General features: G+C 65.7%; 8 protein-coding genes. 4 read left to right on the plus strand and 4 right to left on the minus strand.

The genetic code is table 11. The features are described from left to right. Positions 1-99: 99 nt before the first annotated feature. Complete coding sequence (locus MUH00_RS21160) at positions 100-1695, minus strand: pectate lyase (protein WP_247004260.1); 1596 nt, start codon at positions 1693-1695, stop codon at positions 100-102. Between the two features lie 139 nt (positions 1696-1834). Between MUH00_RS21160 and MUH00_RS21165 the strand changes: the two genes are divergently transcribed. The 3 genes from MUH00_RS21165 to MUH00_RS21175 all read left to right on the plus strand — a co-directional run bounded on the left by MUH00_RS21165 (position 1835) and on the right by MUH00_RS21175 (position 6668). Next, on the plus strand, positions 1835-3226 hold the full coding sequence (locus tag MUH00_RS21165) for a pectate lyase family protein (protein ID WP_247004261.1): 1392 nt from the start codon (positions 1835-1837) through the stop codon (positions 3224-3226). Positions 3227-3863: 637 nt separating this feature from the next. Next, positions 3864-4664, plus strand: a complete 801-nt coding sequence (locus tag MUH00_RS21170; RefSeq protein ID WP_247004262.1) for an IclR family transcriptional regulator — start codon at positions 3864-3866, stop codon at positions 4662-4664. A gap of 102 nt (positions 4665-4766) precedes the next feature. Beyond that, a complete protein-coding gene (locus tag MUH00_RS21175; RefSeq protein ID WP_247004263.1) occupies positions 4767-6668 on the plus strand; it encodes a DUF8034 domain-containing protein in 1902 nt (633 codons plus the stop codon). An 893-nt stretch (positions 6669-7561) separates the two neighbouring features. On the opposite strand, the gene xacF is transcribed toward MUH00_RS21175, so the two are convergent. Further along, positions 7562-9010, minus strand: coding sequence for a 2,5-dioxovalerate dehydrogenase (xacF, locus tag MUH00_RS21180; protein WP_247004264.1), 1449 nt, complete (start codon positions 9008-9010; stop codon positions 7562-7564). A 179-nt stretch (positions 9011-9189) separates the two neighbouring features. Here xacF and MUH00_RS21185 point away from each other — a divergent pair, with 179 nt between their 5' ends. Beyond that, positions 9190-10062 carry a fumarylacetoacetate hydrolase family protein gene (locus MUH00_RS21185; RefSeq protein ID WP_247004265.1) on the plus strand — a complete coding sequence of 291 codons (873 nt, stop codon included), beginning with the start codon at positions 9190-9192 and terminating at the stop codon, positions 10060-10062. Positions 10063-10302: 240 nt separating this feature from the next. Here MUH00_RS21185 and MUH00_RS21190 read toward each other — a convergent pair whose 3' ends face one another. Together MUH00_RS21190 and gfo6 are read right to left on the minus strand one after the other, a co-directional pair. Continuing rightward, on the minus strand, positions 10303-12120 hold the full coding sequence (locus MUH00_RS21190; RefSeq protein WP_247004266.1) for an ABC transporter substrate-binding protein: 1818 nt from the start codon (positions 12118-12120) through the stop codon (positions 10303-10305). A 122-nt stretch (positions 12121-12242) separates the two neighbouring features. Further along, positions 12243-13322 (minus strand): D-xylose 1-dehydrogenase Gfo6, encoded by a 1080-nt coding sequence (gene gfo6, locus MUH00_RS21195; RefSeq protein WP_247004267.1) that lies wholly within the window; start codon positions 13320-13322, stop codon positions 12243-12245. Between the last annotated feature and the right edge of the window lie 255 nt (positions 13323-13577).

Raw genomic sequence — 13577 nt, forward strand, 5'->3', positions numbered from 1 at the left:
GGGGCGGAGCGCATCAAAAGGATTGGCATTCGGTGGCGATCCTGCCGGCTCTCGCGCCGCGACCGAGCCGTCCGGGTCCGGGGGAAGCCAGGCGGAAGTCTATACGCCGCCCTCGGGCGATCGACGGTCGCCGATCGGCGTGGGAAGGGCGCCGCGATCGTCGCCGCGCAGCGCCGCTGCGAGGTGCAACAGCGCCAGCGGAACCGGGTCCTCGAGGACGATTCGACCCACGCCATCGACGAACGCGCCGTCGTCGTTCGTCCGTGCGTCGAGTACGTTCTCGCCGATCCGCGCCGCGGCGTCGCGGTAGGCGTCGCAATCCGTCGCCCGGTGGAGGTCCAGCAGTCCGTACAGGGCCCGGAAATCGTCGCTCTCGGGATCGGACTCGAGATCGACGCCCTCGCCGCCGGGCGCCCCGGTGTCGCCGAGTCCCAGGCCGCGCGCGATATCGCGGGCCGTCCGCCAGCAGACCTCGTCGCCCGTCGTCCGGTACGCCGTCGCGTACGCCCAGAGGAAGTCCGCGTCGGCCTCGATGGGCCCGATCACGCGCCCTTTGGGGCCGAAGTACCCTTCCCGACGAACGACGAACCCTTCGAGACTGCGCCCGTCGGTCAGCATCGGCTCGAACTCATTGCGATCGGGGCGGTACGCCACCTCGCGCCACGCCCGAAGCTCCTCGAGTGCCCACCGGGCGAACGCCTCACCGCGGTCGCCGAGGCGCTCCCCGAGTTCCAACTGCCGGCGCTGGACGATCGGCCGCGGGCGGAACAGCGTCCCCTCGTAGATGCGGTGGTCCCCGTGGATGTACGGCGCGAACTGGTACTGCGCCCGATCGCCCCGGATCTCCGGCCCGTTGCAGTAACTGGGGTGTTGGCTGAACTGGTAGCCGCTGATGCCGGCCTCCTGGCGCGTCTCGACGTACCGACGCGCCAGCCGTCGCCCCCAGCGAAGCGGCCCGTCGTCGCCGTCGAGATCGGCCAGCACCGCCGCGGCGTAGTAGAGGTCGCTCCCGGTGTTGACGAAGGTAAGCCCGCTCCCCCAGAAGAACACGTCGCCGCCCTCGTACTCGCGGTCCCAGGGATCGGCGATCGACCGGCCGTCGGCCGACGCGGGCGGCTCGATCGCGCCGTCGGCGGGGGCGGACTCGTCGTCGCGCCGCCCGGTGCGGTCGCCGTGGCGGTTGAAATCGAGGATCGTCCAGTCGTGGACGTGGGCGCTCCAGAACGCCTCGACGAAACGCCGGGTCGCGGCCGGATCGATCGCCCAGAGCAGGTCGTAGAACGGGTACTCGAACTTCAGCTCGTGCGGACCACCCTTGTTCGTCGCCGGCGCGTCCGCGTCGAGGTCGTAGGCGACGTGGCCGCCCCAGTAGGGCAGTCCTCGCGCGTCCGTGAGGCGCTCAAGGAACCACGAGACGGGTTCGACGGCCGCCTCGCGGTATCGGTCGTCGCCCTCGAGTCGCGTCAGGGCGACGAGCGTCCGGAGGAACTCCTGCTGGGTCGCCACGTTCGACAGCCGGCGGCCCGCCGCGACGTCGCGCGCGTCGTAGGCGATCGCCTCCCCGGCGTCGGGATCGATCGCGTCGGCCAGTAGCGGCGTCTCGATTTCCCCGTATCGGTCGCGTCCGGTCGCCAGCACTGCGTCCGCGTGGTGGCGGACGGCGTCGACGAACTCGTCGGGCAGTGTCGTCCCCATCGTAGTTGCCCGGTCCAGCGGCCGCCACTTGTGTGCTTCGTCAGCGAGTCGTCACGTTTGCGGCCGGAACCGAGCCGACGAGCCGACGGCGAGCGTCGGCTCGCCAAGATTTAAGCGCGGATAGTTCATCGACGGTGACATGGATCGATCGAGCGGGACAAGATCTCGTACTGCAAAACAGCGTCGGGTTTTCCGGCGGGCGCTCCTCGCCCTGTCCGGATCCGGGCTCGCCGGGGCGCTGGCCGGCTGTAGCTCCGACGGGCCGGACGCCGGTGTCCCCTCGGAGGAGGACGGAGACGAAACGGACGACGCCTCGGAACCGGAGTCGTCGGGATTCGACGCGAGTTTCCTCGGCGAGTCGGCGAGTTCCCACGTCGGCGCGACGGACGGGTTCGCTGACGCCGCGTGGCTCGACGGCGCCGATCCCGACGTCTACACGGTGACGTCGCTCGAGGGCTCCGGCGAGGGATCGCTCCGCCGGGCGATCGATCGGCGCGGCCCGCGGATCGTCGTGTTCGAAGTCGGCGGCGTCGTCGACCTCGAAGGCGAGTCGATCGAGGTAACGCGGCCCGGGCTCTACGTCGCGGGCCAGACGGCGCCGTCGCCGGGAATCACGCTTATTCGGGGCGGTCTCAGCGTCGCCGCGGACGACGTGATCGTCCAGCACCTCCGCGTCCGGCCCGGCGACGACGTCCCGGCGGAGGTCGACTGCCTCGGCAACGCCGGCGGCGCGAACGTCATCGTCGATCACTGCTCGGCGAGCTGGGGGACCGACGAGAGCGTGTCGACCAACAGCGGCCCGGAAAAGCCAAACGTCACGTTCAGTAACAACCTCATCGCGGAGTGTCTCAACGATTCGATCCACCCGAAAGGGCCCCACTCGTACGGAACGCTGGTGATGGATCGCAGCGAGCGCGTGACGATCGCGGGGAACCTCTGGGCGAACTCGGTCGCCCGCCACCCGCGGCTCAAAGGCGGATCGAGTTCGGTCGTCGCGAACAACGTCGCCTACAACTTCGAGCGCGGGCTCAACCTCGGTGGCGGCGTCGACGACGAAACGCGTGCTACGATCGTCGGGAACTGCTACCGCGCCGGTCCGCGAACGCCGACCGACGACGCCGTAATCGGCGCGATCCACACTGACGCGAACGGACCCGTGACCGCGTACGTCGCGCACAACGAGACGATGCCCGAGTCGATGCCGGTGACGGGAGCCGGGAGCGGAATCACGATGGCCACCGAACGGCCGCTGTGGCCCGACGGATTCCCGACCGTTCCCGGACGGCAGGCCTACGAGACCGTACTCTCCGGTGCCGGGGCGCGTCCCGCCGATCGCACGTACCACGACGTTCGGATCGTCGAAAACGTCCGCGAGGGGACGGGAGCGATCATCGACAGCCAGGAAGCCGTCGGCGGCTATCCCGAGCTTCCGGCGACGTCGCACTCGCTGGACGTTCCCGACGACGATCTCGGCGAGTGGCTTTGGCAGTGGACTCGGGCCGTCGAGGACCCGACCGCCCAACCGCCGTGATCGCGCGAGTACCGTAGATCCGTTCGCGGCGCCGTTGATCCGTCGAACGCGACCACGGCGAGCCGCCGGAGTCGAATACTCCATACGGAGCGATCGGCGACCGTCGATAGCGTCCGATTCGGCCCCGGAACGATCGTCGGTAGCGACCGATCGATTCGAAGCTACCTCGTGGCAGACGCAAGCACCCGAGTGCGGCAGGGTAAGCCGGTATCTGACGCTGCCCGTTCTCCCTCGCCGAACGGTTACAGTCGTATGGTTGTAATGTCTTGAATTCGGATATTTACGGTCGTATGGGTGTAAATAGTCGCTCGTACGGATCTCCGTTCGGCGGTCCGACGCTCACAGCATCGGCGACACAGCGGCCGATACGACCCTAATCGCGTGACGAGCGGCGTTCGCGACAGGGAAATGCGGAATCCGATCGGAACGGTCGCGGGCGCGAGAACGGGCGACCGCCGACCGCGATCGGCGTCACAGCCGGCGCCTGGTAGAGAGATGATCGCACACCGGACCGGGACGATACTGATCGGCCGTCAACGCGAGTCCGGACGAGGTGCGCCGCAAGTAGCAGATTTCTTTGCTGGTAGTTCCCTTCTGGGGAACAAACTTATGTGGGTGAAACTTCCTATACGTATTTATGGCACACACCCCCGACAAACGGCCGGGACGCAGGATCCAATCAGTGGAGATTGCGTTCAGCATCCTCGACGCCGTTCGGAAGAACGATCAGCGGAACGTAACCGAACTGGCCGACGAACTCGGACACTCGAAGAGCACGATCCACAGCCACCTCCGGACCCTCGAGAGTCAGGAGATCATCGTCCGCCACGGGGATGGCTACCGGCTGAGCCTCCAGGTGCTGGACATGGCGAACGACGTCCGCAACCAGATTGGCAACTACGAGGTGATCGTCGACGAGGTGGATAAGCTGTCGACCGAGACGGGGGAAATCGCGCAGTTCGGTCTCGAGGAACACGGAAAGGTGTCGTATCTCTACAAGGCGATGGGGAACCAGGCCGTCGAAACCGCCTCGCGCGCCGGCGGGAAACAGCCGATCTACTCGACCTCCCTCGGGAAAGCGATCGCCGCGTTTCTGCCGGCCGATCGACAGGAGACGATCGTCGACGCCGCGGCGTTCGAGCCGAAAACGCCGAAAACCATCACCGACCCCGGCAGCTTCTACGAGGAGCTTACCACGATCGCCGAACGGGGATACGCGATCGACGACGAGGAGAACATCGAGGGACTCCGTTGCGTCGCGGCCCCCGTCAGGAACGGGAAGTCGGTGCTCGGCGCCGTCAGCATCACCGGCCCGGTCAGTCGGATCGCGGAAGACGACCTTCACGGGGAGGTCGCCGAGGGCGTCCAGCGAGCCGCGAACGTCATCGAACTGAACACGAAGTTCTCCCACACCGGGAGCAGACCCGGATCGTCGTAGCCGCGGCGGCCACCGCGATCGCGGCGGAGTCCTGCCGGAGGACGAATCATCGGTTCTGCCGCCACCACAATAGTGATCCGTCTGAGCGTCGCCGCATAGTCTATGTTCACGGTTGTGGCGAGTGAGCCGCTTACCCGACCGCCCGAGTGGGCCCAGCTGCAGCGAACAGTGTTCGAAACGATGGCGGACGCCGTCGATCGGTTCGTCGACGGCTACCTCGACGAGGACGGCGAGCCGTACTGGCCCCCCGACGACCACGTCGGAGTCGACGGGTTCGACGATCTGATCGAGGGTTTTTACAACTGGCCGCTGGTGTACGCCATGGGCGGCGACGAGCGGTTCCTCGATCTCGCGCGCGACGCGTACGAGGGCGCGCTTCGGCGAGGCGCCGCCACCGACACGCCGTTCGGCCATCCGATGGTCGTCGACGAGTTCGAGCAGTGCCGGGACTGGTTCCACATGGGCGAGGGGAACCTCTTCACCTACAATATGGGCCTGGCGGCGCCGGACGACGAAGCCGTCGTCGACCGAGCCGAGCGATTCGCGCAGCTGTACTTCGACGACGCGGACGCGAACAACTACGACGCGGAAAAGCGGCTCGTCAGAGGGCCGATGAACGGGAGCATGGGGCCGGAGTTCTGCGATTTCGCGGCGTACGAGCACCACCCTTACGGGGCCGACTACCGCTGGGCGAGCCACGGGCTCCCGTGGCGCGATCTCGAGTTCGACGAAGCCGCGGCGCTGCTCGATCCCGAGAACGAGGAGCGCCTGTTCGAGGTCCTCGACGAGCGCTGCGCGAAGGGCGACATCCCGCTCAACCTCAACGTGACGAGCCTGATGACCAACGCGTACCTCCACACCGGGGACGATCGGTACCGGGAGTGGGTCGCCGAGTACCTCGACGCCTGGCGCGAGCGAACGGCCGAAAACGGCGGCATCGTCCCCGACAACGTCGGCCGATCGGGCGAGATCGGCGAGTACACCGACGGCGCGTGGTACGGCGGCTACTACGGCTGGTCGTGGGGCGGGTGGCACTACGTCGGGATCGGACCGACGGTCGCCGCGGAGAACGCCGTTCTCCTCGAAGGGGACCGGGAGTACCTCGACTTTCCGCGCTCGCAGCTCGACGTGTTGATCGAAAACGGCATCGAGATCGACGAGGACCCCGTCCACGAGACGCTGTACGTCCCGCACAAGTACGGCGACCCCGGCGACTACCACTACGACGCGTCGGGCGTGCTTACCGAGGACGACGGCGAGGTCCTGCGGCGCGACGGCTGGTACGAGTTCCGGCCGCACCGGGACGATCCGTACGCGTTCCACCTCTGGTACGTGTCGCTCAGCGACGCCGATCGCGAGCGCGTCGATCGGCTTCGCGACTGGGGAACGCGGGAGTGGAAGCAGGTCGATCACCGCCCGTCGACCAAACACGGCGCCGGCCACGAATACGCCTGGTTGGCCTACCTCGACGGGGAGTTTCCCGACTACCCCGAGCGGATCATGAGCGCGACCTTCGCTCGCGTTCAGGATCGACTCGCGCTCATGCGCGAGGAGGGCGGCGTCCCCGACGCCGTCGACGAAGACTACCTCCGTCACCGCAATCCGGTCTTCCACCGCGGGCTGCTCCAGCTCACGATGGGAGGGCCGCAGCCGGTCTACTACGGCGGCCTCGTGTTTACGCAAGTGCGCTACTTCGACGCCGAACGCGAGCGACCGGGCCTCCCGCCGGGCGTCTCGGCGCTGGTCACCGACGTAACCCGGGAGGGCGTCGCCCTGACGCTGCTCAACGCCGGCGGGGCGGATCGAGAGCTGATCGTGCAAGCCGGCGCCTACGGCGAACACGAGTTCGCGTCGATCGAGTACGGCGACGATCGCGCACGACCCGAGTCGAACGCGGTCCGGGTATCGCTTCCGAGCGGGACCCGGGTGTCGCTCTCGGCGACCCTCGATCGGTTCGTGAACGATCCGACGTACGCGCTTCCCTGGAACGAACCCGACGGGTGATCCGCGATCGAAACGTCCGACGCGACGCCGAGAACGGTATAGTCCCGTGCGCTCCGTTTCGGCCGAAGGGATAAAACCGTCCGTGCTTCCGACATCCGAGCCGATCCTCGGCGTCGATCTCACACCGTACCAGGTAGCAGAACGTCGATCTGTGCTACAGAACTCCGTTCGATGAGACGCTATAGCGGTCCTCCGGGCCGAAAACCGGCCCCGTCAGCGCTCGAGATCGGCGTCCGACGTCCGATCGGAGCGCCGATCGAGGAGTTTCCGCCGTACCTATGACAAGGGTACGCCCGTAAATGTCCTCCGCTCGATCGCTCGAATTGCCGCGTGCGTTCGCGGCGGCTTCTCCGCGCGTTCGACGGCCGACGAGCCGGTCGGCGGGCGCGCCTGCGACCGGAAAAACACGGTGAAACCGGCTCAGAAGTCCGTCACACGCGTTCTCGTGACGCATATCGATCGCCCGACTCCGTGACGAGTAGTAACGTAGCACACCGTGCGTAGCACCCGATTCGTTCTGTAGGACAGTACAGTATTCTGTAGCCGAGAATGGGAATCCGTGATACTCGCGTTCGAATCGGCAAAGCGGCGGCGCTCGAGTCGGAACACGGCGTGAGAGTCTGCCGTGGCGACGAGCAGTCGGCTCCAGCGCGTTTATCGAGGGGCGACGGATGCACAGTTTGGTGCGTCCGACCGAAAACCGGCTGATATGCTACGGGACGGTCAGCAGTTCGCGATCGCGACGAGGATCTTGGTGTGTCGGAGACGGTCACTGACGCAGACATGCCGTTCTGCGTGTCTCGACTGCTGTCACAGATCGATACAGCGAAGCCGCTCGTGGGTGAACGTCTGCGAGAGACTCGCGAAGCAGGAGCCGAGTCTCGGCGGGTACGTCAGAAGCTGTCGTAGACGGTCTTCTCGATCGTGTAGAAGTCGATGCCTGCGTCGCCCTGCTCGCGCCAGGTCTCGCTCGAGGAGCGTTTGAACCCGCCGAAGGGGACGTGCAACTCGAGGCCGGTCGTCTTGTCGTTGACCTTCGCGAGGCCGGCTTCGACCTCGCGGACGAAGCGCTCGGCCTCGGTGTGATCGTCGGTGACGATGCTGGCCGCGAGGCCGTAGTTGACGTCGTTGGCCGTCTCGAGACCCGCCTCGAAGTCCTCGACTTCGATCACGGCGAGGACGGGACCGAACACCTCCTCCTGGGCGAGTCGGTAGTCGTTTTCGACGTCGGTGAACACCGTCGGTTCGACGTAGTACCCGTCGCCGAAGCGCTCGCCCTCGGGTCGGCCGCCGCCGGTTTCGAGGGTCGCGCCCTCCTCCTCGGCGATCCCGATGTAGTCGAGGGTGCCCTCGAGTTCGCTCTCGGTGACCTGCGGGCCCATATCGTACTCGTCACCGGGGCCGACCTCGATCGACTCGGCTTGCGCGACGACCGCGTCGACGAACTCGTCGTGGACGTCGGTGTGGACGATCGCGCGGGAGCAGGCGGTACAGGCCTGTCCAGTGACGCCGAACGCGCCCGACGCGACGATTTCGGCGGCTTCCTCGACGTCGGCGCTGTCGGAGACGACGGTCGGGTTCTTCCCGCCGAGTTCGGTCTGGACGCGCTTGCCGTCGTCGGTCGCCTTGTCGTAGACCATGTGGCCGACCGTTCCGGAGCCGGTGAAAGAGACAGCGTCGGCGTCCTCGTGGGTGACGAGCGCGTCGCCGACGGTGCTGCCGGAGCCGACGACGACGTTCGCGACGCCCTCGGGGAGTCCGGCCTCGTCGAGCGCCTCGAAGAGTTCGACGGCGACGCCGGGGGCGACCTTCGCGGGCTTCATCGCGACCGTATTACCGGCCGCGAGCGCGGGCGCGAGCTTCCAGGCGGGGATGGCGATCGGGTAGTTCCACGGCGTGATCAGCGAGACGACACCGACCGGCTCGTCGACGGTGTAGAGGGTCGTCCGCGGGCCGCTCGCGGATTTGACGGCGCCGCCGAGGTCGCGGGTCTTCTCGGCGTAGTAGTAGAAGATGTCGATGGCGCGCTGGACCTCGCCGCCGGCTTCGGCGTGGGTCTTGCCCTCCTCGCGGGTCAGCAGTTCGGTGAGTTCGTCCGTTCGATCGGCGAGGATCGACGCCGCCTCGCGAAGGATCGCGCCGCGTTCGGGCGCGGGCGTGTCGGCCCAGTCGGCCTGGGCGGCCGCCGCGGCCTCGACGGCGTCGTTCGCGTCCTCGACGCTCGAGTCGGGATACTCCGCGACGACCTCCGCGGGCGCGGCCGGGTCGGTCGTCTCGAACGTCTCGTCGGTTTCGGAGTCGATCCACTCTCCGCTCACGTAGTTCCGGTAGCGTGCGGTCACAGGAGAGACATCGCGAACCGAGTATAGAATACTTATGATCCACACGGAAATCTCCGCTTCGACGGCGGGTACGCGCTCTGTTGCCCGTCAGCACGATCGGCGCGGATTCGTGCGGTGTATCGGGGAGCGTTGCCGGCGCCAGAGCGACTATGGTTGGGAAGAAAGAAGACGGTACTCACATGCGTTACTACCAGCTCTGCGAGGGGAGCACTCCCCGTCTCGCAGTGGAAACGGCGGGATCCCTGTACGATCTCACCGCGGCAACGTCGCAACTGCAGACGTTCGAAGACCTCCTCCGAACGTCCGCGATCACGAACCAGGCGGTCGACGCCATCGCGGATCGCTTGCTCGAGGACGCGACCGAGCTCTCGAAGCGCACGTTCGACGACAATCCGCCGAAAGCGCCCGTCTCGGCCGGAGAGGTGTGGGCAGCGGGGGTCACGTACCGCATCAGCGAGGAAGCGCGCAAGGCCGAGAGCTCCATGCCGGACATGTACCTCGACGTCTACGAGAACGATCGACCGGAGGTGTTCTTCAAGGCGACGCCGGATCGGACTGTCGGCCCGAACGAGGGCGTCGGCATCCGCGCCGACTCCGAGTGGGACGTGCCCGAGCCGGAGCTCGGCGTCGTCCTCTTCGGGGGCGAGATCGTCGGCTACACGATCGGCAACGACATGAGCAGCCGATCGATCGAGGGGCAGAATCCGCTGTACCTCCCGCAGGCGAAGGTGTACGACCGCTGCTGTTCGATCGGTCCCTGCGTCCGTTCGGCCGACTCGATCGACGACCCGCACGACCTCGAGATGTGGATGACGATCAGCCGCGACGAGGACGTGCTGTACGACGGGACGACGAGTACGAGCAAGATGGTCCGGTCCGTCGAGGAACTGGTCGACTGTTATGTCACGCACAACGCCGTTCCAGATGTCTCGGTCCTCCTGACCGGGACCTCCCTCGTCCCCGAGGAGGGGTTTACGCTCCACGAGGGCGACGAGATCGAAATCGGCCTCGAGGAGATCGGGACGCTCTCGAACACGGTCGTCGAGGTCTGAACTGGCGACTCGAGCTCTCGATTCTCGGGCCGTAGATTGCGGCGGTCGATCCGTCGCGGTCTTGGCGAGCGGAAACGAACGTCGAGTAGCGCCCGACTGACGCCGGTGCCACGAGGGGAGCGATCGCCGATCACTCCGTATCGAAGCACCGCTACGGGTCCGTATCGCGTCTCGATCGAGGAAAAATGAATCTGTTCGATCGACTCGAGGCGGGCGGGCGACGACTGTGCGGACGGACGACTACTGCGGCGACAGACCGTGCTCGAGCAGGTAGTGCGTGATCCGGTTCGAGGTGAGCCAGGCGTTCGACTCGAGGTCAAAGTCCCACTCCCCGGCGTTCACCCAGTAGTGTTCGCTCCACGGGTGGACCATCGCCGCGGGGAGGAGCTGGTTATGCATCCACGCGAGGTCCGTCGCGTGCTTCATCGCTTCGTCCTGGCTCCCCGCGGTCGCGAGCCCGTTGAGTGCATCGGGGATGTTGATCGTCACCGCGTCACCGTCCGGATTGCCGACCTCCGGCACCTCGACCTCCTCGCCGAAGAGGTTCCGCTCGGTAAGGATCCCTCTGTCAGGGTTGTTCATTTCCTCGTACAGGTCGGAGTGGGCGTGGTACTGACGGGCCATTCCGTAGTTCAGGTGAACGGTCAGGTCGTATTTGAGGTCAGCTTGGTGCTCCGACTGCCACGTCTGCATCTCGCTGACGTAGTAGTCCATCTTGATTCCGAACTCGGCGAGGTTGTTGGAGATTATCTCCGAGGCCGTTCTGAACCAGTCGCCTACCGGGAAGTGTAGCGTCCACCGGTCGCCGTCGGGCGTGTACCACTCGCCGTTCTCGTAACTGAAGCCGACGCCCTCGAGCAGGTCCCGCGCGGTATCGAGGTCCTCGGGCGCGTAGTTCGGCATCGCGTTCAGGACGTCTTCCTCGACGAAGTGCTCGATGTATCCGACGTCGATCCCGGCGGAGTACTCGTCGACGGGCGTCTCCGGTGTGACGACGTCGACAAGGTGTTCCATGTCGACGGCGTACGCGATCGCCTTGCGAACCTCCGGATAGTCACGGATGTACTCGTCGTCCCGGCCGAAGATGATCGCGAACGTCTGTCCGGAGAACGACACCGGCGGCTCGCCGTACTTGTCGGGCAGATCCTCAAGGGTCGGATTGTTGTGCTCCCAGTCGACTTCTCCCGCCTGCAGCCCCTGTTCGCCCTCGTACTCCCCGTGTCGGAGGTAGAAATCGAAATCCTTGGCGATCGGGTGATGTTGATTCGGCACTTGGTCGGCGAACTCTTCGTTGGCTTCGACGAACATGAACGGGCCCGACGCGAGGATCTGATTCCAGTGGGGTTTGAGCGAGACGAGGTTCCGCTGGACCTCCTCGATCTCGTCGTCGGAGCTCGCGTTCTCGAACTTCTCGACGACGGGACCGAACTGCTCTTCTGAGACGTCGAGGAGCACCTCGATCCACTGGTTCAGCCAGAGATCCTCTTCGAGGCCGACGTACTCCTCTCGGGGTTCGATCTCGAACGTGTGGTCGTCGACGACTCGAATGCCCTCCCCGGGATCGACGTACTCGTTGATCCCCATCTGCATGTACCCCTCTAACTTGAGCTTGGTTACGAAGTCGCCGGCGGTGACGGGGGTTCCGTCGGACCAGCCGTACTCGTCGCTGATTGTGATCGTCGTGAGACGAGTCTCTTCGTCGATCTCCCAGTCCTCCGCGATGCGCGGAATGAACTCGCCGTCGCCCGTGTGGTAGATAGCGAGGTACTCGTACATCGTCTCCTGTGCGTCACCCGGGTTCCAGGCGTGGTGGTAGGGATTGAAGATGTACTCGCCGTTGTACGGATTGACGGCACCGGACGGGACGGCCTCGTTCATCTCTTCTTCGTAGTTTTCCGGGTGGTCGATGTCGACCTCGTCGAAATCCCCGCCCAGCAGGTCCGACGGGTCGTCGTCCCCACCGAAACAGCCCGCGAGCGCTGTGGCACCCGTTACACCGGTCGTAGCCAGAATCTGTCGGCGTGACAGATACTCCTGGCGATGTTTCTTCGCTGGCATCGACATAATATGTATTATTATACATGATAAGTATTTCGGCATACCATCCCACACTCCGTGTGCGATCGGACGATCGATACCTCGCGGCTCGTCTCGAGTTCGAGCGGCGTCGGCAGATCGGCTCAGACCGAAACCGTCTCGTCTCGGTCGGCCGCGTCGTAGATCGCCTCGAGCGTTCGCATGTCGACGAGACCGTGGTCGGGCGTGGCCGTCGGCGCTCGTCCGGCGAGGAGGCAGTCCGCGAAGTAGTCGAACTCCGCTTCCATCTGATCGACCTGGGGCGTCTCCACATCGATGGTCGTCTCCCCGATCGACGCGCTGAGACCGCTTTCCATGTGGAACGCCGGCTCGATCGCGACGGTGCCCTCGCTGCCGACGATCTCGAGAAAGCTGTCCAGTTTCGAACGCTGGCTCGCCGTACAGCTCGCGTACACGCCGCCCTCGAATTCGACGGTGAAGGCGGCGACCTCGTCCGGCACGTCGTCGAAGTAGTCGTGACTCGAGTTCATCATCGACTGGACGGCGACCGGATCGCGATCGAGGACGAAGCGCGTCGTGTTGATCGGGTAGATGCCGAGGTCGGAGACGCTCGCGCCGTAGCCGACGAGGTCGCCGTCCAGTCGCCACTGATCGCGTCCCCAGCCGATGATTGACTGGGACATCGAACCGTGGACGAAGCGCGGTTCCCCGATCGCCCCGGTCCGGACGAGTTCTCGCGCGCGCCTGACCGCCGGCTCCGTGTGCATCCGGTAGGCGATCATCGCCGTCACGTCGGCGGACTCGCAGGCGCCGGCGAGGCGCCGCGCCCGTTCGAGGGTCGCCTCCATCGGCTTCTCACACAGGATCGCCTTGCCGTGGGCCGCCGCGCTCTCGACGAACTCGAGGTGGCGAGCGTTGGGCGTACAGACGTAGACCGCGTCGTAAGCGTCGGTCGCGGCCCCGTCGTGGAACTCCTCGGCCGAGAGGCCGACCTCGATCGGCTCGTGGTCGGCCGCGACCCGTTCGGCCTTCTCCTTCGAGCGGCTGACGACGACGGTCGTCTCGCAGAACGTCGACGCCTCGATCGCGGGCATCGCTTTGTCGGACGTCCACCAGCCGAGGCCGATCAGGGCGAACCGGACCGGACCGTCGTCCGCCGACGATTCCTGCCACTCCCGGTGCGTGAACGATTCGAGATACTCGCTGAAGTCCTCGGAGTCCATGCGATCGGATTCTGAATCCGGGACTATAATTACGACGGTTACACGGCCGATGTCCGGTACCCGATCGAACGCAAGTCCGCGCTCGCGTGCTGTAGTAGTCTAGCGGCGAATGCGACCGTCGTCGAGCCGGCGGGGCGAAACGAGGCGTTCGGACGTTTACCTGATGGAATGTTATTTATAACACAAGCCCGAACGTGTGACTCAATGCCGCGTGCGTTCAGTTCACGGAGTCTCACTGTTAGGTGTCGCGATCGA

The organism is Halosolutus gelatinilyticus (assembly GCF_023028105.1).
GTDB classification, from domain to species: Archaea; Halobacteriota; Halobacteria; order Halobacteriales; family Natrialbaceae; genus Halosolutus; species Halosolutus gelatinilyticus.